23 protein-coding genes and 1 pseudogene are annotated in these 22,476 nt (G+C 44.8%); 14 read left to right on the top strand and 10 right to left on the bottom strand.

Annotation, left to right across the window (positions count from 1 at the left end; genetic code table 11):
* Positions 1-29: 29 nt before the first annotated feature.
* Together RID09_RS13780 and RID09_RS13775 are read right to left on the bottom strand one after the other, a co-directional pair.
* Positions 30-1,073, bottom strand: coding sequence for an IS200/IS605 family accessory protein TnpB-related protein (locus tag RID09_RS13780; protein ID WP_446336498.1), 1,044 nt, complete (start codon positions 1,071-1,073; stop codon positions 30-32).
* Positions 1,074-1,513: 440 nt separating this feature from the next.
* Positions 1,514-2,153: pseudogene (locus RID09_RS13775) on the bottom strand (IS607 family transposase).
* A gap of 228 nt (positions 2,154-2,381) precedes the next feature.
* Here RID09_RS13775 and ndhO point away from each other — a divergent pair.
* The 3 genes from ndhO to RID09_RS13760 all read left to right on the top strand — a co-directional run bounded on the left by ndhO (position 2,382) and on the right by RID09_RS13760 (position 4,372).
* On the top strand, positions 2,382-2,600 hold the full coding sequence (ndhO, locus tag RID09_RS13770; protein ID WP_446336497.1) for an NAD(P)H-quinone oxidoreductase subunit O: 219 nt from the start codon (positions 2,382-2,384) through the stop codon (positions 2,598-2,600).
* A gap of 140 nt (positions 2,601-2,740) precedes the next feature.
* Positions 2,741-3,709, top strand: coding sequence for a malate dehydrogenase (gene mdh, locus RID09_RS13765; protein ID WP_446336496.1), 969 nt, complete (start codon positions 2,741-2,743; stop codon positions 3,707-3,709).
* A 96-nt stretch (positions 3,710-3,805) separates the two neighbouring features.
* The gene (locus tag RID09_RS13760; protein ID WP_446336495.1) at positions 3,806-4,372 is read left to right on the top strand and encodes a Uma2 family endonuclease; all 567 of its coding nucleotides are present in this window, start codon (positions 3,806-3,808) and stop codon (positions 4,370-4,372) included.
* 328 nt (positions 4,373-4,700) lie between these two features.
* On the opposite strand, the gene xseB is transcribed toward RID09_RS13760, so the two are convergent.
* Positions 4,701-4,964 carry an exodeoxyribonuclease VII small subunit gene (gene xseB, locus RID09_RS13755; protein WP_446336494.1) on the bottom strand — a complete coding sequence of 88 codons (264 nt, stop codon included), beginning with the start codon at positions 4,962-4,964 and terminating at the stop codon, positions 4,701-4,703.
* A gap of 132 nt (positions 4,965-5,096) precedes the next feature.
* Between xseB and RID09_RS13750 the strand changes: the two genes are divergently transcribed.
* The 10 genes from RID09_RS13750 (at position 5,097) to RID09_RS13705 (ending at position 10,640) form a co-directional block, all read left to right on the top strand.
* Complete coding sequence (locus tag RID09_RS13750; RefSeq protein WP_446336493.1) at positions 5,097-5,417, top strand: 2Fe-2S iron-sulfur cluster-binding protein; 321 nt, start codon at positions 5,097-5,099, stop codon at positions 5,415-5,417.
* A gap of 244 nt (positions 5,418-5,661) precedes the next feature.
* Positions 5,662-5,856, top strand: coding sequence for a hypothetical protein (locus RID09_RS13745; RefSeq protein WP_446336492.1), 195 nt, complete (start codon positions 5,662-5,664; stop codon positions 5,854-5,856).
* Positions 5,856-6,911, top strand: a complete 1,056-nt coding sequence (locus tag RID09_RS13740) for a DUF3326 domain-containing protein (protein ID WP_446336499.1) — start codon at positions 5,856-5,858, stop codon at positions 6,909-6,911. The genes RID09_RS13745 and RID09_RS13740 overlap by 1 nt, the downstream gene beginning before the upstream one ends.
* A 3-nt stretch (positions 6,912-6,914) precedes the next feature.
* The gene (locus RID09_RS13735) at positions 6,915-7,508 is read left to right on the top strand and encodes a CPBP family intramembrane glutamic endopeptidase (RefSeq protein ID WP_446336491.1); all 594 of its coding nucleotides are present in this window, start codon (positions 6,915-6,917) and stop codon (positions 7,506-7,508) included.
* A 165-nt stretch (positions 7,509-7,673) separates the two neighbouring features.
* Positions 7,674-7,940 (top strand): ribbon-helix-helix domain-containing protein, encoded by a 267-nt coding sequence (locus tag RID09_RS13730; RefSeq protein WP_006100760.1) that lies wholly within the window; start codon positions 7,674-7,676, stop codon positions 7,938-7,940.
* Positions 7,937-8,224, top strand: a complete 288-nt coding sequence (locus RID09_RS13725; RefSeq protein ID WP_446336490.1) for a type II toxin-antitoxin system RelE/ParE family toxin — start codon at positions 7,937-7,939, stop codon at positions 8,222-8,224. Before RID09_RS13730 ends, RID09_RS13725 begins: the two co-directional genes overlap by 4 nt.
* 469 nt (positions 8,225-8,693) lie before the next feature.
* Positions 8,694-8,978, top strand: a complete 285-nt coding sequence (locus RID09_RS13720) for a colicin E5-related ribonuclease (protein WP_446336489.1) — start codon at positions 8,694-8,696, stop codon at positions 8,976-8,978.
* A gap of 142 nt (positions 8,979-9,120) precedes the next feature.
* On the top strand, positions 9,121-9,447 hold the full coding sequence (locus RID09_RS13715; protein WP_446336488.1) for a hypothetical protein: 327 nt from the start codon (positions 9,121-9,123) through the stop codon (positions 9,445-9,447).
* Positions 9,448-9,484: 37 nt separating this feature from the next.
* Positions 9,485-10,537: a hypothetical protein gene (locus tag RID09_RS13710; protein ID WP_446336487.1), complete on the top strand. Its 1,053-nt coding sequence runs from the start codon at positions 9,485-9,487 to the stop codon at positions 10,535-10,537.
* Complete coding sequence (locus RID09_RS13705) at positions 10,503-10,640, top strand: hypothetical protein (protein WP_446336486.1); 138 nt, start codon at positions 10,503-10,505, stop codon at positions 10,638-10,640. Before RID09_RS13710 ends, RID09_RS13705 begins: the two co-directional genes overlap by 35 nt.
* A 338-nt stretch (positions 10,641-10,978) precedes the next feature.
* Here the strand turns inward: RID09_RS13705 and purN are convergent, their stop codons facing one another.
* A complete protein-coding gene (gene purN / locus RID09_RS13700; RefSeq protein ID WP_446336485.1) occupies positions 10,979-11,638 on the bottom strand; it encodes a phosphoribosylglycinamide formyltransferase in 660 nt (219 codons plus the stop codon).
* A 127-nt stretch (positions 11,639-11,765) separates the two neighbouring features.
* On the opposite strand from purN, the gene RID09_RS13695 reads away from it, so the two are divergent.
* Positions 11,766-15,170, top strand: coding sequence for a UvrD-helicase domain-containing protein (locus RID09_RS13695; RefSeq protein ID WP_446336484.1), 3,405 nt, complete (start codon positions 11,766-11,768; stop codon positions 15,168-15,170).
* A 264-nt stretch (positions 15,171-15,434) separates the two neighbouring features.
* Here RID09_RS13695 and RID09_RS13690 read toward each other — a convergent pair whose 3' ends face one another.
* The 6 genes from RID09_RS13690 to RID09_RS13665 form a co-directional block, all read right to left on the bottom strand.
* A complete protein-coding gene (locus RID09_RS13690; protein ID WP_446336483.1) occupies positions 15,435-16,361 on the bottom strand; it encodes a DMT family transporter in 927 nt (308 codons plus the stop codon).
* A 15-nt stretch (positions 16,362-16,376) separates the two neighbouring features.
* Positions 16,377-17,561: a GNAT family N-acetyltransferase gene (locus tag RID09_RS13685; protein ID WP_446336482.1), complete on the bottom strand. Its 1,185-nt coding sequence runs from the start codon at positions 17,559-17,561 to the stop codon at positions 16,377-16,379.
* Positions 17,562-17,858: 297 nt separating this feature from the next.
* Complete coding sequence (locus RID09_RS13680; RefSeq protein ID WP_446336481.1) at positions 17,859-18,146, bottom strand: hypothetical protein; 288 nt, start codon at positions 18,144-18,146, stop codon at positions 17,859-17,861.
* Between the two features lie 405 nt (positions 18,147-18,551).
* Positions 18,552-20,798 carry an adenylate/guanylate cyclase domain-containing protein gene (locus RID09_RS13675; RefSeq protein WP_446336480.1) on the bottom strand — a complete coding sequence of 749 codons (2,247 nt, stop codon included), beginning with the start codon at positions 20,796-20,798 and terminating at the stop codon, positions 18,552-18,554.
* A gap of 217 nt (positions 20,799-21,015) precedes the next feature.
* On the bottom strand, positions 21,016-21,816 hold the full coding sequence (locus RID09_RS13670; RefSeq protein ID WP_446336479.1) for an alpha/beta fold hydrolase: 801 nt from the start codon (positions 21,814-21,816) through the stop codon (positions 21,016-21,018).
* A gap of 107 nt (positions 21,817-21,923) precedes the next feature.
* Positions 21,924-22,274 carry a hypothetical protein gene (locus RID09_RS13665; RefSeq protein ID WP_446336478.1) on the bottom strand — a complete coding sequence of 117 codons (351 nt, stop codon included), beginning with the start codon at positions 22,272-22,274 and terminating at the stop codon, positions 21,924-21,926.
* Between the last annotated feature and the right edge of the window lie 202 nt (positions 22,275-22,476).

The raw sequence follows: 22,476 nt of genomic DNA, 5'->3' as shown, positions 1-22,476 counted from the left end.
ACCGCTCATAAAAATGTATACAATTATAATCATTCGTTGCCACAAGTATACACCACGTCCAACGAAGCGGTAGTTGAACGATTCCGCTGTGGATTTTCACCACGTCTAGAAGTGCGTTTCCGCTTGCTCTGCATTCCGTCTTGCGACTCGACGCAAAGCATGACCTCTAGTTCTCTGTTAGAGAGCGTATAATACTGGTGACGCGGCAAACGTCCCAGCTTTTTATGTAGCGAGTGCCATGCAGACCATGAGTGTTTCGCTGATTTCACACCAGCGTAAGCTCTGTGGTTAGGCACTCGCTCTGATAGTCCCATGGCTCTACGCGCTAGAACCATTGCAGCAGCAGTATCGGACGATAAACCGTACTGCCTCATAAACTTAACTAAACCGATGAGTGAACTGTAGGCTGGGTTGACCTTGATTAGTTCAATCCCAGCCATCTGAGACTTTTGCTCAAGTATGAGAGTGAATTTGCCATAGACGAAGCCTGACAGCATCCGGGCGTAACGCCTGCCTTGCTCTCTCATCTGAGATTTCTTGGCACTGAAGTCTAGATTCTCAATGGCAATGGGGCATTGCAACGACTGAGCAATCAAGACAATTTGCTTGATCACATCATGGAGTGTGGCTTCAGTCTGTCCTGACTTACGACCGTGCAAGTTCAGCCTGAACTGCCCGTGATGTTTGAGGTTTCCATCGCCATCTACATACGTCCAACCAATCACGCCTGGATTAATATCTAGTCCTAAGCAGCCATATTGACGCGGCAATGACTGGCGATATGGTTCAGGAACATCTGTAGAGCAGGCAATGAACCATCTGAAGTCTTTGCAGTAGACACGGTAGGATAGCGCTCTATTAGCCTGGATAGCCTCATCAACCCACTGCTGTCCCTGCTCATACTCAAAACGCAACGGTGCGGCAATTGTCTTGCCATATTTCAACTCTAGAGCATAGGGAACTCGGAATTTGATGGTATCGCCATCGTACTGAGCGATCTGATTGCCAAAACTTTCCTTTGTGGCTCCAACGGTCGTGTACTGAGTTCCTTTATTGCCTAAGCTGACTGGCAACGGAGCATTCTTGAGGTGCTCTAGCTTGTTTTGTAGCAAGTGCAGACGACGTTTCTTTTGATGAATGACGAACCTCTTCTGAGTCCTAAGATGCTGCCTGAATCGAATAGAACAAGCATCAGGCAGTTTAGCCAGTGATTTGACGGCTGTTTTCAGCCACGTCCTAGTAGATTTGATTTGCTGCTCTAAGGTCTTAACATGGCGTTTGCGGCACTCTTTAGCGGATACAATAGCACCTTTTATCTCAGATCGAATAGCATTAACCTGCCGTTTGTTTAGCCCGTACTTAGGCTGCAAGTCTCGAATGAGATCATTCTCGTTTTCACTTGCCAACATTCGATTGAGATACTCAACCCTAGCGGGTTCTACGAGCTTAGAAGCATCAATAGCGAACTGCCACAGTTCTACAGGTAATTCAGTTGTGACAGTTCTTTGAACCATTACTTCACCTCGTCGGCTACTTGCTTTATTCCATCAATAAGCCTTTTGTTTTTATTGCTTCTTTTCCCATAAAGCCGTGCCGAAAAGACCGTAATGATTTCTAATACATCCTCTACTAATTCTTGCTCAAAGTTCACTTCAGCGTTAGTTTTGTTGATGACAACAACCTCGGTTTCACACTCCTCACAAACGGCAAAGACAAGCTCAGAGCCAAACCGTAGAAGCCTATCTTTGTGGGTTAACACCAATCGGTCTACCTCACCTGACATGATTCGCTTGAGCAGCTTTTGTAGTCCTTTCTTCTGGTAGTTCAAACCACTGCCAAGGTCTTGAATCGTTTCATATTGCCAGCCGTTAGCTGCGCTCTCCAGACTCAAGCATTTGCACTTGTCTCACCAGATCTTCTCTTTGATCGTGGCTGCTGACTCTGGCATAGTTGATGGTAATGCGGTCGCCTGGAGCAGTGCGCGGTCTTACTGTTTTGAGGTCAGACAACTTAAATCGGTAACGACCACTAGGAGATAGCTCGTAGGGCAGTTTACCAGCCTGCGCCCATCTCCTGATCGTGATTACGCTAACTCCGACTTCTTTAGCTGCTTCCCCAATGCTGACCGTTGGCACGTCCTGAATAATGTCCATACGGTATACATTTAGTATAGACCTGTATACCTTTGTATATGTTTCTGGACTCAGTTGTCAACCCCCTGCTTCCTCTGCTCCCCCTGCTTCCCCTGCTCCCTATCCCCACCACCAGACTCCCTGTAGCAACCCCTAATTAGTACAAGCGGGTCGCCCCTACACTCAGAGGTGAATTATGAGGGATAATGGCTGGAAAGCGTTTACTCATATCGATATTAGGGATAAATAATGGCAGACAAGCTTAAGAAAGGATCATTAGTGCGCGTGAATCGCGAAAAGTTGGATAATAGTGTGGAAGCCAAATCCAGTGATACTCGCTTTCCTCCTTACCTGTTTGAAAGTGATGGGGAAGTGGTCGATACGCGGGGTGAGTATGCCTTAGTCAAGTTTTATGTACCGACCCCGAATATTTGGTTTCGCCTCGACCAACTCGAAGTCACTGGGTAAAGTAGTAGCGTGACACGTCTAATTTGCTCGATTAGCCTGGTCAAAAATCCAGGCTTGCGCCCAAAAAAGCTGTAAAATTGCGCCATGTTAGCTGTGCCACGTTAGTTGTATAGTCGCGATCGCAAAACCGATCTATAGCCATGGCATTTTCTTCTAATTTACCTATCGCCTGCAATGATCACCGCGTCACCGTGATTGGTGCGGGTCACGTCGGTAGCACTTTGGCGCACCGGATTGCCCAACGCAATTTGGCAAATGTGGTACTTTTGGACATTGTTCCCGGTATCCCCCAAGGCATTGCCCTGGATTTAATGCAGGCACAGGGGATGGATTGTCACAATCGTGAGATTATTGGCACCAATGATTATATGGATACCACCGGGTCTGATGTGGTGATCATCACGGCGGGTTTACCTCGTAAACCGGGGATGAATCGAGATGATTTACTCAAAATTAATGCCAAGATTGCGGTTGAGGTGGCAGAAAAAGCGATCGCGCGATCGCCCGATGCTCTCTATATTGTGGTCACAAATCCCCTAGATGTGATGACCTACTTGGTCTGGCAAACAATAGGATTACCCGTGTCACGGGTGATGGGAATGGCAGGAATGTTAGATTCTGCCCGTTTCCAAACCTTTATTGCGATGGAGTTAGGTGTATCGATTGCGGATGTCAGTGGTTTAGTCTTGGGGGGTCATGGTGATTTAATGGTACCCTTACCCCGCTACTCTACAGTGCGAGGAATTCCGATTACTGAACTGATGGATGAGGAAACAGTTGAGCGCTTGGTAAATCGGACTCGTCACGGTGGTGCAGAAATTGTGAATCTGATGAAAACTGGGGGGGCGTATTCAGCACCTGCGTCCTCGACTTGCGCGATGGTGGAAGCCATTTTGCATAATCAGTCGCGACTTTTACCTGTGTCATCCTATCTGGATGGGGAGTATGGTTTAAAGGATATTTTTATTGGTGTCCCCACACGGTTAGGATGTCGAGGTGTGGAAAAAGTTGTGGAAATTAACCTCACCGATACCGAACGCGCCGCCCTGCATACGTCAGCAGAATCGGTTCGTAAAAATATTAAGCGGGCGCAGGAAATGTTGGGTTGATTGTCATTTTGTCCTTTGTCATTTGTCCTTTGTTGGGGGTGACGGGTTACTCCTCAAATTACGGATAATGGGGATAATTGTGGCAAAGGATAATGGATGATTATGGCATACGCGATCGCGAATTCCCAGGAGTCTCAGGTTGAGTCTCCAGTTTTCTCTGTCGAAGACTATTTGCTAAATCCCCCTGACCATACAGAATGGGTAGATGGGCAATTGGTGGAGAAGCAAGGAATCAACGCCAAACATGGTCGAATTCAAGCACGATTAGCTCGATATTGGGGAAATTATAAAGAGGAGCAGAGTCTAGGCGGAGATGTTTACACGGAAACCCCCTGTTGGACAGGAGAACGGGGGCGTCGTCCTGATGTATCTTACCTCACTCCGGAACTGGTGGAACAATTTGGCGAGTTTACGGTTTTATCCCAAAGTTTTCCCTTAATTGCTGAGATTATTTCGCCGACAGATGGGGCGGAAGAGGTTTTTAGTAAGGTCAAAGAGTATCTGCGATCGCAGTGTCAGGAAGTTTGGTTAGTGTTTCCTGAGAGTCAATGGGTTTTGGTGATTACAGAACAGCAACAGGTTTTATTTAATCATGGTGATGTTGTTAAAACGCAGCAGGTGTTAACAGGTTTTAGTATAGCGATTGATGATTTATTGGCGTAACACCTCAAGAAAATCTAAGAACCAGCTTTAAAGTCAATATGAGTCACGAAGCTGGCGTATACTTTACGGCACACCAACAGACTCATAAACTAACGAATACACAAGTTAGGTTTTAACCCACGTAGGTGGGTTTTGTTTGTGTAGCGGTGATTTCTAATCGCCAGATGCAAGATATAACAAGCTTCAAGGTTTATGACTCTTGCCCACCTTACAGAAAATCTGTAGGGGCGCAAGGCTTGCACCCTTGGTAATGTACATTACCCAGCCGAGAAACGCTAGATTGAACAAAGTAATCCGTTGATAGAAGAAATAAGCAAACAGTTAGAGATTAAGTCTGGGAATCTGACTCATCGGTTAATGTTTCAATCAACAAATCCATTTGCTGTTGTCGCTGTTGCAGAAAGGCTTCACATTGACGCAAATACTCGACAGCTGAGGCAAATTGGTCAAATACCTCTGCTAATTCCAGTTCCCCTCGTTCGATTTGCTCGATAATCGTCTCCACCTGAGCCACTGTCGCCTCATAGTTCCAAGACGGCGGGAGGGAGGGTTCAGCCGGGTGAGTACGAGAGGATGCGATCGGATCAACCATGAGAATCTAAAGTGTCGGTCTCATAATAAACTTAAGGATAGCCTGGAATCCGGCACCAAACGTTAAAATAATCCCGGTCAATATTTTTTCCCGCACCGGGAAAGTAAACCTGGAAAGCCGCTAAGAGGTATAATGCCCAAGACTTACACCGTCGAAATCAATCACCAAGGTACAACCCACACTATAGAAGTCCCAGAAGACAAAAAGATTCTTCAGGCTGCGGAGGAACAAGGGATAGATTTACCCAATGCCTGCAATGCTGGCGTTTGTACAACCTGTGCCGCTAAAATCATTGAGGGTTCTGTTGATCAAAGCGAAGGGATGGGACTTGGACCCGAATTGCAAGAGGAAGGGTATGTCTTGCTTTGTATCGCCTTACCGCGCTCCAATCTGAAAGTGGAATCTGGTAAGGAAGACGAGGTTTATGATCGCCAATTCGGTCAACCTTCTTGAGGCAGCCGAGAGGACACAGGATTGTCGGGGTGGGTTTTACCGATAACGTTTGGTAAGAAACTGATAACTTGACTCAACTCACCCTGATGGGGAAACATTTGGGGAGCATGTCAGGACAGAAAATGTTCCAGAAGTGCGATGGTGTTGGGTTTCGTTCCTCAACCCAACCTACTTGCGTTGACATGCACCCAGATATGTACCCCTTGACATTCATCATTGTATTGTAATTTACCCCACTAAAAAAATGACGACTCACTTCATTACTGCTGAAATTGACCTCCAGGAGTCACCCAAACAACTCCATCAAGCGATTGAGACGGAACTGCAAAAACAGGGAGAACCCCTGCGTTGGGCGGTTACATCTGTGGATACTCAGGAACAAAAGGCTCAGGTTGAAGCGATTGTTACCAAGACTAATTCTCAACCGTCCACCCCTTGATCATTGTGCGTCCTTATACTGTTGTTTTAATCGTTCCCACAGGGATTGGCGCATCCATTGGTGGCTATGCGGGAGACGCTTTACCCGTCGCCAGAGCGATCGCGCAAATCTGCGATCGCCTAATCACTCACCCCAATGTCCTCAATGGTGCCCAACTCTACTGGAATTTACCCAACGCCCTCTATGTAGAAGGCTATGGGCTTGACAAATTCGCCGCTGGATGCTGGGGATTACAACCCATGCATCAAAATCGGGTGGGATTAATTCTCGACCAGGGGATTGAACCGGATCTGCGTTTGCGCCACCTGCAAGCGGCTGATGCCACCAGAGCCACACTGGGACTGAATTTAACGGATTACGTGATTACTGATGCGCCCCTCAATGTGGAACTGCGGACAGCACCATCGGGTGCGAGTTGGGGTACAATAGGCAATCCCGATAGTTTGTTGCGATCGGCTGAGGTGCTGATTCAACGGGCAAAGGCAGAGGCGATCGCAGTAGTGGCTCGTTTTCCCGATGATCTCGGAAGCGAAGCCCTAGAAGCATACCGACAGGGACAAGGGGTCGATCCGCTGGCAGGTGCAGAAGCGGTGATCTCTCACCTAATCGTGCGAACCTTTCAAGTCCCTTGCGCCCACGCCCCGGCATTAATGCCCCTTCCCCTAGAACCCAACTTGTCGCCGCGATCGGCAGCCGAGGAATTAGGCTATACTTTTCTACCCTGTGTGTTAGTGGGATTAAGTCGCGCCCCGCAATTTCAAGTGAAGAGGCGTCAACCGGGAGAGATTTGGGCAGAGGATGTGGATGCGGTGGTGATTCCCGCTAGTGCCTGTGGCGGTAGTGCCTTGCTAAGCTTAAGTCAGTTACGGACTCAAATTATTGCGGTTGAGGATAACCAAACCTCAATGCAAGTGCCTCCAGAACCTTTGGCAATCAAAGCTGTGCGAGTACACTCGTATTTAGAGGCACTGGGTATGTTAGTAGCACATCGCGCTGGAATTAGTGCCGATGCTCTGAGTCCCTCTGTGTCGTCTATGCGTAGCTTATCTATATAGTTAGTGACTAAACAGCTTCCCGATAACCCTGACTTTGAACCCCTCACCCGCACCCAAGTGTTAGTTGCCATGGGGATAACGGCGATCGTTTTGCTCGTCGTTGCTAAACTCTGGCTGAAATTTGGGTCGGTGACACTTTTATCCCTAGACTTTACCTTAGAAGGATTACTCATGGGATTGGGTATGGGCGTGGGAATTACCGCCATGAGTGGTGTAGTCTATCGCCTCTGGTCAGCATACCGTCAAAGTGCTGACGTTTATCTCAACTTGGTTTTAAAACCATTGGTATTACCTGATCTGATTTGGTTGGGGTTACTTCCGGGTATGAGTGAAGAGTTGCTATTTCGGGGGGTAATGTTGCCAGCCATTGGTTTGAACACCCTGGGTGTGATTATTTCTAGCTTGGTGTTTGGCATTTTACATTTGAGTGGTTCCCAACAGTGGCCCTATGTTGTTTGGGCAACGATTGTGGGATTGTTACTGGGGGTTAGTGCTGTAGGTACAGGAAATTTGCTGGTTCCGATTGTGGCTCATGTGGCGACCAATTGGCTGTCTAGTTTCTTTTGGAAGTTGGGACATCGAGAGGTTGAAGCGTAGAGCCTTGGATAGATCCCCGACTTTTTGAAGCCATTTTAATTTTTCGATTAGCTTTGATAAGAGAGCGCGGGAGTTGGAGGAGAGAATTGCTGAGAATGTAGCACAAATTTTTAATCTTTGAGCAGTTAGTACAATAAAGTTAATGGTTTTAGGGGGTTTGAGAGGATGAATATTACATTTAAACCAGAAGAGGAGCAGTTGATTCAAGAAAGGCTCAAAAGTGGCAAGTATGGAAGCGCTTATGAGGTGATTGTTGAGGCGTTGCGATTACTTGAAGAACGTGATAATCAGTATCAAAAATGGCTGAAAGAAACGCGGGGGAAAGTAGCGGTTGGTATTGCACAGCTTGATAGAGGAGAAGGAATTGATGGGGAGGTGGTGATTGCTAGGTTGCGGGAGAAGCTTCACAAAGCGGGTGAAAATCAAGAATGAGCCGTTACATTATTTCTCCAGAAGCGAGTCAGGATTTAGATGAGATTTCTGATTATTTTTTGAGTCGGAGTATAGCGGCTGGTGAACGGTTTGTAAATGGGTTTGAGCAGAAATGTAAGAACTTGGTGAAGTTTCCCAATATAGGGCGTTCTTATGCTGACATTGAACCGTCGTTACGGGGTGTTCCTCTCTTAGGTTACATCATTCTTTATCGGGTGATTGAGGATGGCGTGGAAATTGTGCGGGTGGTGAGTGGGTATCGGGATTTAGAATCGTTGTTTTAAGTATACCCGAGTTCACTCTCAGGACTTACGCAATTGTCACAGGTAATCGTTTTCCCCTTCCTCTCAGTCTAAACTCCAGTTAGCGGGTAGGAGTGGGTTTACCGAATAATCGGATTTTGCCAAGACGATGGCAATAAACCCGCTCCGATCAAGGTTTATAGCGCTTCGCACTGGTCTATAGCGGTTCTCAAATGGGTGGAAAACAATCTGGGGCATCCGGTGCGACGTAGTAACAGCAATGGGTGAACCAGCCAATCAGGTCGGTTGCCTATTCCGCTTCTCTACCTAAAAACTGAAACAATACGTCTATCGGATGAGTGAGAATGACATTGATAGTTGTAGTATTGTAATACAACGTAATCAACTACCAGGAGGTGAGATCCTTGAGAGCTTAGAACGTAGAAATCATGGTCAAGTAACAATTATAAGTAATAGTTAACTATAAAGCAATGAAAGCATTACCCTATAAATGTCAAACAACGAGTTTAACCCTAAAATCAGCATAAAAATAGAAAAACAACTTAGCAAGCGAGGCTGGACACTAGAATCGGTTATGGAAACAATTAATAAACCTGCATATACTAAACCAACACGAGATGAGCGACATCGTTCAGATGCTACGCAAGCGAATGATCCGGCAACTGCCTACTATCGGAACGATGATAATTACGTTATCTGTAATGATATAACAGGAGATATCGTACAAATCAGTAATACCTTTGACCTTGAATGGATAGACCCCTTAACGTTCTAGATAGTGGAATTGACTAGAGGTAATAACCTTGTAGTTGATTCGATAATCAGATGGGGCAGGCACTTGGAGACTGCCCCTATATAAAATCAATTCCATAAGAGGGACGGCAAACTATTCAAAAAAAATATGAAGAATCCCTGATATGATTGAAACACTAAGAAGCATCATAGATAATTATCATAACCTTGGCATTGTTAAGGCTGGAGAACTTCTGTTGCGTCCTGTAGATGCAGTTAAACTGGCTGACGAATTAGAAAAAAATGGTATTTTAATTCTTGGAGTAGATCTCTGGTACTACATAGGTAATAAAATTGCTGAAGACCCTGGTTCATTAGAACTTAGTGATATCAGCGATGTAAAAGATAATGCCAGGGTGGCAAAGGAATTTATTAAAAATAAATTACCTGAAAGGACAGAATTTGTATCGTTTATTTTAGAAGAGGATCAAACTTTTTCAAGTGAAGATTGACATGATTAATCACCTCGAAGCCAGGAGTCGTATATTCATGGACAGGGCATATTTAGTCATAAGTGAAACTGAGAAGAAGTTAGTTAATGCTGATGAAGAAGTAGAATACTCAGACTATAGCCGGGTGTTTACGTGTTGCCAATGTAATGCAACCTTAACTCTAAGAAAAGAATATTCTAGAAAGGGTCATTTAGTTCCTGCTTCATTTGTGCATCCAGAAGGAGATATTAGCGACTGTAGCTTGCGAGTATCTTACAACATTAATTCCTCTAGTAAACCTTCTCTTGAACGTTTTACAAGTGGGCAGAGCAATAAGAAACTTGAAAGAGCTTTCATTAAATGCTTGGAGAGTTTTTATTTCGGATATAGACCATCAATTTTAGAGGAATATATCCAATTCAGTAGATTATTTATTTATCAAAAAAATGATAAACTACACCTAAAACGAAGAATAGAATATAACGAAATACAAGATAAAGTACATCCAGATCAAGATTTATTTATTGCTGCTTCTTGCACAGTTCTAAGATGTAGTAGGTCTCATAACTATATAGATCAGAGAATAAAGAAAATACAAACTAAGCTAAATTTAGAACAAAAAGCTCAAAAATATTTTTCAGGAAAAGAGCGGGTAAAGGGTATACAAGCAGAAACTTTGATAAAATATCACTTTAGAGACCTTAACGATATTATTACCAAATTCATAGGGGGAGGTGCTTCTGATGAACTTAGAATTAAATTCTTTAAAATAATACTTTGGGGAAACCGCATAAGCTTGCCTGTACATCGTGAAGATCTCTGGACTAAACAAGAGCTAAAAAAGTCAAAATACGAATCTTCAATATCTTTATTGAAGCGTGTGGAAGAGTATGATGAACGGCGAAACAATCAGAAAAAGATAATACAAACTTTTGAGAGTAATAAATTAAAACAAATGTGTGAAAACCCTCAATTATTAAAAGAAATATTTACTGATTTTTATAAAGATAAAGAGTTAATTGAGAGTAACTTTATTCAGTTTGTTTTATCAGAAGTTGTGAAATCTATTCAGTTCTATGACTGGTCAATCTTACCTGAATTTTACTCTTGAGTTTAACCTAACCATTCGTCAATGGGATATGGTAATCCGTTATGATTTTGATACTCAAGTGTGGAGAAAACTACAAGTGGTGGATGCCTTTGGATGCTCTTAAAGGTTATTCATTGCGTTGAAGATAATCCTTCAACCTAACGTCAATTACTGCGAACTATAGCGGTTCTCAAATGGGTGGAATACAATCTGGACTCAGCTTCAGAGAAGGGAGTTGTAAATACACCAGCGCGACCTGCTATATCCCTCTTATGTCACTTTCGGAAGAGCGAAGCCTGAACCCCTTACTCTGAGAGAGTTTGGCAACTTGCCCCTTGGTCATGCGTTTCTATCAGTTTCTGAACGCCCAAAAGCTTGGCAGCAAATGCTTTCAGCAATTAGGTTTGATAATTCTTTTCCCAGAGTGACAATAGAGCGATATAGTCGGCGATGCTGGGATTTTTAGCGCCCAAGCGCAACTACAAGCTGGGCGATCGCTTGGGGTAAAATGCGATGTTCTTGGACTTGAATTCGGGCGTGTAGCGTCTCTGGCGTATCGTCAGGAAGCACGGGAACGGCGGCTTGAATTAAAATGGGTCCACTATCCACTTCTGGGCTGACTAAGTGAACCGTACATCCGGTAATTTTCACCCCGGCGGCTAAGGCTTCCGCTTCGGCGTGAATCCCTTTGAAACTGGGTAAGAGACTAGGATGGAGGTTGAGGATGCGACGAGGAAATGCATCAATGAGGACTGGGGTAACAATTCGCATCCAACCCGCCATGACGACGAGTTCAACTTGATACTGTCTCAATGTCTGGACAATTTGAGCATCGAGTGCTTCTCGTTTTTTGTAATCCCGGTGATTATGGAGAACCATGGGAATGCCGAATTTTTCGGCTCTGGCGATGGCTTTGATACCGGGATTATTGTAGATCATGACTTGAATTTGGGCATGGAGTTGCCCATCTGCGATCGCTTGGGCGATGGCTTCAAAGTTTGTACCACTCCCCGATACCATAATTCCTAGTTTTGCAGGAGGAGTATCTTGGGCAGGTTTTGGAGTAACTACCGGTGAAATGAGACTAGGGGTTGTATTCGTCGCTGGGGTATTGCTGGTCATACAGAACTACACAAATTGCCAACAGTATCATAATTGCCCGATGGCGTCTTCCCGATACAGTATTGCTTCAAAATACGATACCCTGTACTAGAATAGCCAAACCCTTACCTTCCTGCCTCAGCTAGCCATGACTCAATCGACTGACTTCCTGACGCACCTCAATCCCTCTCAACGTCGCGCTGTCGAACATTTCTGCGGTCCCTTGCTGGTTGTGGCGGGGGCGGGTTCGGGTAAGACGAGGGCGCTAACCTACCGCATCGCGAATCTGATTCTTACCCATAAGGTCGATCCCGGAAACATTTTAGCGGTTACCTTCACCAACAAAGCCGCACGGGAGATGAAATCCCGGATTGAAACCCTATTCGCCCAGCAACTTGCTGTTCAAAAGCGGGGTCAGCGTTTAGACTTACTCCCAGAAGTTGAACAAACCCAGTTGCGATCGCAGGTCTATAAAAAATACATCAAACCCTTGTGGATTGGTACGTTTCACAGCTTGTTTGCTCGGATTCTCCGCTATGATATCAACAAATATCAAGATGAAAAAGGACACCAATGGAAGCGTAATTTTTCTATCTTTGACGAATCAGATGCCCAAACTCTGGTGAAAACCATCGTCACTAAACAATTAAATCTAGACGATAAAAAATTTAACCCCCGTACCATTCGCTACGCGATTAGCAACGCCAAAAACTTAGGCTTATCGCCCCAAGACTTTGAAAAAGAGCAGTCGGGTTATAAAGGGCGAGTCTATGCCGAAGTTTATCACCATTATCAAGACCAGTTAGCGGCGAACAATGCCCTGGACTTCGATGATCTGATTTTAGTCCCCGTTAAACTCTTCCAACAAAACGAATCAGTCCTCGGATATTGGTATAATCAATTTTGCCATATTTTAGTGGATGAATATCAAGACACCAACCGTATCCAGTACGAACTGATACACCTATTAACCACAAACGGCGAAACTGAAAAAGAACAATGGAATTGGCGCGATCGCTCCGTATTTGTTGTCGGTGATGCTGATCAGTGTTTTCCTCCCGGAACCAAGGTTTTAACCCCCGCAGGCGAGAAACCCATTGAAACCTTGAAAGTAGGAGACAAGGTTCTATCGCCGACTGGTCAAAAACAACTTTACCCCCATCAAGTCACTCATATCAAAAAAGGATACTTTTGTGGTTCTCTCTGGTCGATTCGTGCGGGTCAACAGGTATTAAGTGGAACACCTCATCATATTGTTCTTGCCAGAATGACACCCATTGAAGGGCATTATTATGTGTATCTGATGTACAGATCAGATCGCGGCTATCGCGTTGGCATCACTAAAAGTCTACGTCACAACGATTATCGATGCGATGAACTCGGCTTTAAAGTTCGTATCGCACAAGAAAATGGGGATAAGCTTTGGGTACTGAAAACCACGACTTCTTATGAAGAAGCGGCTTACTATGAAGCCTATTATGCAGCTAAATATGGGTTGCCAACGCTAGTCTTTCATGGTAAAGGTCGGCGTATGCGTCTGAATGATGAGTGGATTTTTCGCCTATACCAAGAAATTGATACTATCACCAATGCTCACCGATTAATGCAAGATCTCTGGCTGCATCCAGATTTTCCTCACTACCGTCCTCAGAATGGTTTGCGACGACAGACATTAAATCTGGTTATGTTTGGTACACCTCGGTTAGAGCGACAAAAATCTGCTAGCTATCATCGTATCCAATGGTGTTCTAATCGTAGTGATATTGCGACAAACTTAGAAGCGGCTGGCTTTCGTATTCGTTCTGGGAAAAATAGCCGAGGGTATCGGGTTGAAACGGCGAGAGTTTCATACAAAGAAGCGGTGAGTATGGCGCATTCTATTGCGGATGCAGGTCAACTGGAAATCCAACGCAAAGCATTAATCAGTGGCACAAGTTATTATTTTATGCCTTTATCTCATCTCCACCCCGGAATGAGAGTGCTAGTCGAGGTGGATGATACCTTAACAGAGGTGGAAATTGAGCAAGTTTGGCAAGATGAGTATGAGGGAGATGTGTATGACTTAGAAGTCGATGTAGCTCATACTTATATAGCTAATCGTGTGCTAGTCCATAACTCAATTTATTCCTTTAGGATGGCAGATTTTACCATCTTATTAGGATTTCAGCAAGACTTTGGCGATGGGTTGCCTGATGAAACAACCCGCACCATGGTTAAATTAGAGGAAAACTATCGTTCACGAGAAAATATTCTCCAAGCGGCTAACTATTTAATTGAACAGAATACCCAGCGAATTGACAAAATTCTCAGACCCACACGCGGTTTAGGGGAAGAAATTTACTGCCATCACGCCGAAGATGAGTTAGAAGAGGCTCATTTTGTTCTCCAACAAATTCTGAAACTGAATCAACAAAACCCCGAACTGAACTGGGGCAGTTTTGCCATCCTTTATCGGACGAATGCACAATCTCGCCCCTTAGAAGATGCGCTGCGAGGTCGAGTTCCTTATGTGATTATCGGGGGATTGAAATTCTACGATCGCAAAGAGATTAAAGACGCCTTGGCTTATCTAAGAACCATTGCCAATCCTAGCGATACAGTCAGTTTATTGCGGATTATAAACACACCGCGCCGGGGTATTGGTAAAGCCACGATTGATAATTTACTGGTTGCAGCTCAACAATTAAACATTCCCCTCTGGGAAATTATCCAGGATGAAACCTCGGTAAATACAATTGCTGGACGTTCTGCTAAAGCTGTAAATAAGTTTGCCCAATTGATTCAGCAGTGCCAAGACAATACGGAAAACTTAGAAGCTGTAGAAATCATCAAGTTTATTATGGAGGAATCGGGATATATTGATGACTTGAAAAACCAAGGCACAGACGAAGCTGAAAACCGATTGGAAAATATCAATGAACTCTATAATGCTGTTGTTCAATTCCAAGAAGAAAATGCAGATCCCAGCCTAGAAGGGTTTCTGGCAAATGCGTCTCTGGCGTCTGACTTAGATAATCTGGAAGACGGACAACAAGCGGTATCTTTAATGACGCTGCACTCGGCTAAAGGATTAGAGTTTCCGGTTGTGTTTCTGGTTGGTTTAGAACAAGGACTTTTTCCCCATAGCCGTACTATCGATGATCCTATTGCCTTAGAGGAAGAACGCCGCCTCTGTTATGTCGGGATTACTCGCGCCCAAGAACAGTTATTTCTTTCCCACGCCCGTGAACGCCGTCTCTATGGGTATCGTGAACCTGCGGTTCGGTCTCAATTTTTGGATGAGTTACCCGAAGACTTAATTCGCAGTACCTTGGTGCAGGTGAAACAGAAAACTCCTTCAGCCTCAACTGAAAATTCGTCAAAATCCTCAGGTTCAACGGTAAAATCTAAAGAGTGGAAAAAAGGAGATTTACTGAGTCATGATACCTTTGGTATCGGAGAAGTAACTCATGTTTTCGGTTCGGGCAAGAAAATTAGTATTGCGGTTAAGTTTCCCAGTTTGGGGCAAAAAATTCTTGACCCTAAGCGAACTAATATACAACGGGTGAATTAGTTGGGGAATAGGAAAATATAGACACATAAGAGTTTAGACGTTCCGGCGGAACGTCTCTACCACAGTCACTTGAAGAGCAGGGGGAGCAGGGGGAGCAGGGGGAGCAAGAGAATGCTCTTGTGGATTGCTCTTTTTCCTGTAATAGCTTAGGGAGAAAGCAACACGCGCCAGTTTGTGTCGAACTGCTCAAAACAATAATTGGCAAGGGTTGTGGCTTAAGTTGACACGGATGGCAAGCGGATCGCCAGGAAGACTAAAGGTGTTTCAAGGTGATCGACGCCCTAATGCGATCGCAATCGAACCCGAAACCACTAACATAGCCCCCAAAAGCCCTAAGCCTGTCCACTGTTCCGGTGCAACCCATCTGGGGACAAAGCGCGAAGCCATCCAAACTGAACTTAATGTTACCAACGGCGTCAGTGCTAATACCGCACTCACTCGCGAGGCTTGCCAATGTTCCAAGGCTTCTGCAAACGCACCATAAGCAATCAGGGTATTTAACCCACAAAAGAGCAGTAAACTCAGGTGTAAAGGACTCAAACTGAGGATGGATTGGGGTGTCGTTAGCGGCGTGAACAATAAAGCACAGACGCCATAAATTACCAGCATTATCGTAGTAGAGGGTAATTTATGCAAAAGCTGTTTCTGTGCCAAAGCGTAAATCGCCCAAGTCACAGCAGCTAAGACGATAATCATATTACCGAATAGATAGGTAGAGCGTGAGGTGAGTAACGTCTGGAGTCGATCATGAAAAAATAGGGTAAATCCCAATACCAGAATACCCACACCAATCCATTGACGCAGAGTATAGCGTTCTTTGAAAACCACTAAAGCGCCCAAACCCAAAAACATGGGTGCTAACTGAATCAGCACTTGGGCATTTGTGGGAGAAGTTTGCCCCAACCCTTGCAAAAATAGCAGATAATTGATCCCTAAAAATAGAGTCGCGATCGCTAATAGTCCCAGAGACGCTGAACGCAGTTGCGGTAATGAGGGAAACTGTTGTCTTGTAGTTAAATAAAGCGCCAGCAATCCAAAAGCCATAAGAAAACGAAACCAGGTGATTGTATAAACATCCAACACCTGAAGGGTTATGGTTAGCGCTAGGGGGAGAATACCCCACATCAATACAGTGATTAAACATAGCACTAATCCCAAGCGCCAGCGACCAGAAGTTTGATGGAGTGACATGAATCAAGTAATGGGTTAAAAGAAATCCGGCATCCAAGGCAATGAACCAGAAAATAGCCAAGTTGCTCTTGACAACGCTGCCGATGTACTATCTAAATAACCCATCTGTCGCAGTTGTTCAGGAGTCAATAAACTGGTAAATAGAGAAGCCAACGCCCTTACATGCAAGCGGAATTCACCAGTTCCTCCCGGCGTGACCTTTCCTCGTCCTTGGGAAACACTCAAGATAAAGTTACCATTATTTGCGGCAAATAATTCATCTTGAACCTGTAAATGTAATTCAGTTTCAATCGGCAAAGGATATCCTCGTTTTTCCAAGGCTTTAGAAACATCAAGAATACGCAGCATCCAGCGTTTTTGATCACGAATTTGAGCCGTTTGTTCCGGTAAGGGTAACATGAAACTATCAATCAAAGAACTGTACCAGCGTACTTGCCTCACCTGAGAACGATGATCCGCGCAGAATGTCCAAAAACGCCGTGTGGCGGCTGGGGTAAGGAATGCCCAATCTTGAATATTGAGCAATAAGTTATCGGCTTCTTGAGATTGGGTACAGATAACATAGCCTTCCGGTTGGGATTGTTCACCGATAAGATAAGCATAAACGGACTGATCAGTTTGCGCTTCAAGCAGGTTTTGCCAAATCGCTGGATTTCGATTTAAATTACCGTTAGTGGTTTGTGCCTGTTGAGAATACAGATCCTGAAAAACCTCGTAGCGTATAGGTTTGACCCTGGACATGGGTAAAGTGCGATCGCGCCATTGAATCGTCTCGGTTGGTATCTGCCAACTACACCGAATCCCTGCTTGTTCATAGCCGACTTTGCGGTAGAGAACCTGGGTAGCCGCGTAGAGAGTGGAAATGGGTACACCTTGCTGATGAAGTTCTTGGACTGTGCATTGCATCAGTTTATAAGCCGCACCTGTACCCCTATACTCTGGAGCAATTCCCACGGCGGCAATTCCTGCCATGGGTATCGACTGACCCCCATACCATTGTCCCATGGTGTAAATGGCTAAACCGCCAACAATCTTTTCCCCTTGACGGATTAAACGGAAATTATCTTGACCGATACGATTTAGGTAAACTTGCCAATCGTTAGGGGAACTAGCGAAACATTGCGTCAGCAGTTCCCCAAGTTGTTCAGCGTTGTCTGCGTTGGAGATGCTGCCATAATCAAGTTGAGCGCTGATAACCATTTTGCACTCTTATAATACGGTTTGTATTTTATTGTAATATATTTTCGATGATTTCCTGATCATTGATGAATAAATGAGTGGAAGAAACCCTTGTAGAGGCGGGTTTAGACGCTCTTATCCAGGAGATCGCCGATAATATGGCATAAAAAACCTGCCCTTGCACAACCTGCCGCGTGAAAGCGCTTCTGAGGAGACTAATCAAAAAAATTTCTCAAGGGTGACAATTGTCACAGGACTAGAATAACTTATGATATTTTTTCTGGCTCAACGATACCAGATGGAGTCGGCGGTGTTGGCTTAAGCGACTCGTTGACTACAGGTAGGATACGCCGTTAAAGACTTTGGGTTGTAGTATTTCACCCCGGCTTTATCCAATGTTGCGATCGCGCTATCCATGGCTTCTTTAATCCAATTGTTTGGATCGGGGGACTTCCCACTGAGTTGGTAATCCGTTACATGAGGTTCGCACTCATCCGGATCATAGGTTCCGGAAGCTCGGCAAATAGACACATAGATGGTGTTATCAACGTCTGGATTTGGCATCTCAATTCTGATGTAGTGATTCAGATAGAGCAGGGTTGACATGAACATGAGCCTCGTCTCTCCGTATTCGTATTTGCTAAAGGGATTTACTTCTCTTAATTAATATTACTTTTATTTTTATTCAATCCCGATATTTTCGCTTCCGCCAAATTCTCGGATTATTTTCTGTACTTTAGCGGATTGACAAATGTTACCTATTTTGCTAGATTTGGCTTTCTTGAGATTACTAAAAAAAAATCAATATATTTACGCCAAACTACTAATTGTATAACAAATCTTAATTAAATGCAGCCCAGTATCCTCACCTTGGCGGATGAGCTTAAGAGCAAAACCGCCGGAGCCGCCCTAACTTCTCACGGCGTCTTTGGGCTGAGATAGGGTGTAGGGTGTAGGGATAGAAACATCTTAATACGACAGAAGAAACTAGAATAATGAACAAGTATTAAATTATTTACGACCGATAAATAGATAAGTCGTCATCTTCCCCTTGCCTTTAATCTGAATTTGACCCCGCTTTTCAAATAAAAACTTGTCTTGACAGAGTTTGTATGTAGTTTCTGTGACCTGAATCTTACCAGGAATACCATGAGATTCCATGCGGCTGGCGGTATTAACCGCATCTCCCCACAAATCATAAATGAATTTTTTAGTGCCAATTACTCCAGCAACCACAGGACCACTATTAATCCCAATCCGCAGACAAAAATTTTCATCCTGAAACTTATTAAAGCGAGCAATCTCAATTTGCATATCTAATGCCATTTCGAGCATGGCTTCAGCATGATCTTTGCGAGGAGTGGGAATACCACTGGCGATCATATAAGCATCGCCAATTGTTTTAATCTTCTCTAATCCATACTTTTCGGTTAATTGATCAAATCGGGAGAAAATCTGATTTAATAAAAAAACCAATTGTGTGGGCGGCATTCGAGCCGAAAGATTGGTAAAGCCAACAATATCGGCAAATAAAATCGTCACATCTGCAAAGCGATCGGCAATGAGGCAGGTTTCCTGTTTTAATCGCTCGGCAATAGGTTGGGGTAAAATATTCAACAATAAACGCTCAGCCTTTTCTCGTTCCCAACGCAATGCCTTCTCAGATCGCTTACGTTCGGTAATATCACGGACAAAGGCACAGTTGTATTCCTTACCATCAAATTCCAAATAACTAATTCGCACTTCTACGGGGAAAAGTTTACCATTTTTGCTGCGATGATGAGATTCAAGAGAGAGGGAACCACATTGTTTGAGGATCTGCCAGTGTGCTGACCAACTCTCAACAGTAAAATTAGCATCAATGTCATGAATCTTCATCGACAGCAAATCATTCAGGGGGTATCCCAGCAACCGACAAGCGGCATAATTGACATATAATATTCGTCCATCTTGCCCAATCCAAAAAATTGCATCAGCTGCCCGATCCACAGAAAACTGAGTAAATCGCAATGCTTCATTAACTGTTTCCAGTTGTTCATTCACCATTTCCAGTTGGGCGGTACGTTCGGCTAATGTCTGTTGGGCAAAATATTTCTCAGTGATATTATTAAATAACCATAGGCGACCTTGAATATCTTGACCGTCAGTTGGCAGACTTGATACACTCAGTACCAACGGTTGAGGTTGACTAAACTTCCAGATCCAGTCGTGAATTTCTGCTTGCGGTTGGGAAAAAAGCTGTGCCGCCAGAGTCGCAATTTCCTGCTGATTATCCATTCGGCTGCGTAAGATTGCCATAGCCTGCGCGATCGCACTCGGTTCCGCTTCTCCCGGTTCTAACCCCAGAAGCTTTGCTCCGGCAGGATTCAGCCAGCCTTGTCCCCCACTGACATCAACAAAGACTACCCCCTGAGGTATTTCTAGAATGGCATTGTAGCGGGCTTTGAGCTGTTCTAGGCGAAATGTTGTGGTTTGCAGACGTAGGAGGGTGTGGAGTTGTGCGAGCAGTAAATCCAGGAAGCGACGCTGGTATGAGGGCAGGGAAGTTTGACGATACCAGAGTAATAAGATAGCACCTTGCTCCTGTGTCGTTTGCTCCTTTCGCAGGGGGAGTACCGCCAGAGACTGTGTACCTTGGGCGACAAGGACAGGGACTGCCTTGGGCGTCGCCGGATAATTAGCATAGAATAGAGTGCGTTTATAGGTTAGGGCTTCGGCAAAGAGTTTAGGCGTTGTCAGTTGATCGGGTAAGGCTGTAGGGGGAAAACAGACGAGGGCTTGGGCGGTTACCTGATCCAGTTGACGCAGTGCGATCGCCGCGTCGGCTAGGAATAACTCGTACAACAAGCGTGTAACCTGCTCAATGATTTGATCAGGAGTATTCATGTCTGATTGTGCGATCGCGGCGAGTACTGAACCCGCTGCCAATTTCCATTCAATTTCTAACAGGAATCGACGCACTAGCAAACCGCATCCAATTGCCAAACCCAATCCTATCAGCCAAGGGCGTAAATCTGGATACTGACTACCAATCAGCCCGACAACTATCGCCACCAACCCTAGCATAGAGAGTGATGGGGAATTGGTGATTAGGGATTGTCTAAGTTTTGAGTATTGAATATTGAGTATTGAGTTGACTTGTGTATCTCCCTCATCTTCCTTTCCTCCCCCCATTTTTGTTGCGGTGAAGGGACTCATAATCCAAGCAGGTATAGGAAACAAAACGATGACAGTAAAGGCAATCGATGTTAAACTCAATGTCAAGCTCCTGCTGGTATTAAGCGTATCTAGACCAACCAGCATCAGCAATAGTCCGATTAAAAATCGTCTAAATGTAGGAAGCTGATTAGGATGATCCAAGGACAATAATGAGCATCAACAATAAGTGAAGAAAGATGTCGTAGACAAGGGAGAGTTTGTCGTCAGCGCCAAAGTGCGGCTGGTACAAAGGACGCCTATATCAACGCCCTTTAACTTAAGAACAAACAGCAGCCGCGATTGACTGGGTTACAGTATCTGGCGCACTCAGGTGAGGCAAATGACCCCTTGCATTTATATTGATTAGCTGACTCTTAGGGATGTTATCTGCCATATACTGACCCACTTGCAGGGGTACAGCGATATCATCACTAGCTTGTAGAATCAGAGTCGGTACTCTCAGGCGCGGTAACTCCTCCCGGTGATCCGACTGAAAAATAACCCGGGCAACGGCTTGGGCAATATCCGGACGAATAGCCGTCAGAGTATTCGCAAATTCTGTTGCTAGTTCCGGACGTTCAGGGTTTCCCATCACCATGGAAGCAAAACCACTCACCCAAGCATAGTAGTTTGCCGACATCGCCCCATAGAGTGCATCTAGGTCGGACTGCTCAAACCCACCCACATATCCCACATCGTTGAGATACCGAGGAGATGCACCGACAAAAATAAGCTGGCTGAAGCACGAGGGATCGATTAGCGCGGCTAGCAAGCTAATCATACCACTGACTGAGTGACCTACGAGAATGCAGTTTGTAAGTTTTAACTCATGACAGATTTCCAGCAAATCCTCGGCGTAGCTATAGAGGCTACTGTAGCGATGGGGACTATAGGCAGAAAAATCGGATTTTCCGGCGCCTACATGGTCAAAGAGGACAATACGATAGTTAGGGGAAAAGGCGGCGACTTGATGACGCCAAGCGGTTTGGTCTGAACCAAAACCATGGGCAAAGATAATTGTCTGCGTGCCGTTACCAAGAATATTGATATGATTGCGTTCTAAGATACTTGTTGTCATAGGCTAGGATCTACTAGTACAGGCATCTTGTTTTTTGTAAAATACGATGAGAGACGCGATTAATCGCGTCTCTTCCCTGAAAATCCTGCATAAAAAATTTGTCTTTTTCAGACAGCATGGAATGCGGCTAATATTTGTTTAGGTCTCAACGGAAACTTAAACCGTGAATGATTTGTAGATGCAATGGGCTTTGAGTCTGAAGCATTCGCCTCTTTCTCATCTAATCCATCCTCGTGTAACTCACAAACCGGAACTAATATTGAATCACGAGAACGCACCGCCATTTCGCCTCGTGCTAATGCATCTCGCCACTGACGCCCAGTTTTCCACGCCTTAAACTTGGCAGCATTCCAACGAGGATTCACCGGATATCCAGCAAATCCGCAACGCAACGCCGCATGGTTAGCACTGGGGATCAGGGTATTGACCCAAACATTATCGGTTAGATCGATTAGCATGAAGTTTGGCTCCTTATAAACTTTGACGTACTCCCCCATCTGAAGAAGGGGGATTCTTAACGGATGTTACGAGGCGGACTGAAGTCGCGCCTCTCTACCCTTGTTCTTGCTTCTCGAACTCTTAACTAGACGGTTTCCCGTCCCCGTCAGACCGTCTCCACAAGCATTTTCTTTAATGTCCAAGATGCGTCCCACCTCAGAC

The organism is Coleofasciculus sp. G1-WW12-02 (genome assembly GCF_040219735.1).
Classification (GTDB): domain Bacteria; phylum Cyanobacteriota; class Cyanobacteriia; order Cyanobacteriales; family Coleofasciculaceae; genus Coleofasciculus.
The sequence above is the reverse complement of the archived record's forward strand: the minus strand, read 5'-3'. Positions and strand labels throughout refer to the sequence as shown.

Bases quoted from the DNA above. Each gene is read 5' to 3' on its own strand.
- ndhO (WP_446336497.1), top strand. From the start codon at position 2,382: ATGGCAGACAAGCTTAAGAAAGGATCATTAGTGCGCGTGAATCGCGAA.
- mdh (WP_446336496.1), top strand. From the start codon at position 2,741: ATGGCATTTTCTTCTAATTTACCTATCGCCTGCAATGATCACCGCGTC.
- RID09_RS13760 (WP_446336495.1), top strand. From the start codon at position 3,806: ATGATTATGGCATACGCGATCGCGAATTCCCAGGAGTCTCAGGTTGAG.
- xseB (WP_446336494.1), bottom strand. From the start codon at position 4,964: ATGGTTGATCCGATCGCATCCTCTCGTACTCACCCGGCTGAACCCTCC.
- RID09_RS13750 (WP_446336493.1), top strand. From the start codon at position 5,097: ATGCCCAAGACTTACACCGTCGAAATCAATCACCAAGGTACAACCCAC.
- RID09_RS13745 (WP_446336492.1), top strand. From the start codon at position 5,662: ATGACGACTCACTTCATTACTGCTGAAATTGACCTCCAGGAGTCACCC.
- RID09_RS13730 (WP_006100760.1), top strand. From the start codon at position 7,674: ATGAATATTACATTTAAACCAGAAGAGGAGCAGTTGATTCAAGAAAGG.
- RID09_RS13725 (WP_446336490.1), top strand. From the start codon at position 7,937: ATGAGCCGTTACATTATTTCTCCAGAAGCGAGTCAGGATTTAGATGAG.
- RID09_RS13720 (WP_446336489.1), top strand. From the start codon at position 8,694: ATGTCAAACAACGAGTTTAACCCTAAAATCAGCATAAAAATAGAAAAA.
- RID09_RS13715 (WP_446336488.1), top strand. From the start codon at position 9,121: ATGATTGAAACACTAAGAAGCATCATAGATAATTATCATAACCTTGGC.
- RID09_RS13710 (WP_446336487.1), top strand. From the start codon at position 9,485: ATGGACAGGGCATATTTAGTCATAAGTGAAACTGAGAAGAAGTTAGTT.
- RID09_RS13705 (WP_446336486.1), top strand. From the start codon at position 10,503: ATGACTGGTCAATCTTACCTGAATTTTACTCTTGAGTTTAACCTAACC.
- purN (WP_446336485.1), bottom strand. From the start codon at position 11,638: ATGACCAGCAATACCCCAGCGACGAATACAACCCCTAGTCTCATTTCA.
- RID09_RS13695 (WP_446336484.1), top strand. From the start codon at position 11,766: ATGACTCAATCGACTGACTTCCTGACGCACCTCAATCCCTCTCAACGT.
- RID09_RS13690 (WP_446336483.1), bottom strand. From the start codon at position 16,361: ATGTCACTCCATCAAACTTCTGGTCGCTGGCGCTTGGGATTAGTGCTA.
- RID09_RS13685 (WP_446336482.1), bottom strand. From the start codon at position 17,561: ATGGTTATCAGCGCTCAACTTGATTATGGCAGCATCTCCAACGCAGAC.
- RID09_RS13680 (WP_446336481.1), bottom strand. From the start codon at position 18,146: ATGTCAACCCTGCTCTATCTGAATCACTACATCAGAATTGAGATGCCA.
- RID09_RS13670 (WP_446336479.1), bottom strand. From the start codon at position 21,816: ATGACAACAAGTATCTTAGAACGCAATCATATCAATATTCTTGGTAAC.
- RID09_RS13665 (WP_446336478.1), bottom strand. From the start codon at position 22,274: ATGCTAATCGATCTAACCGATAATGTTTGGGTCAATACCCTGATCCCC.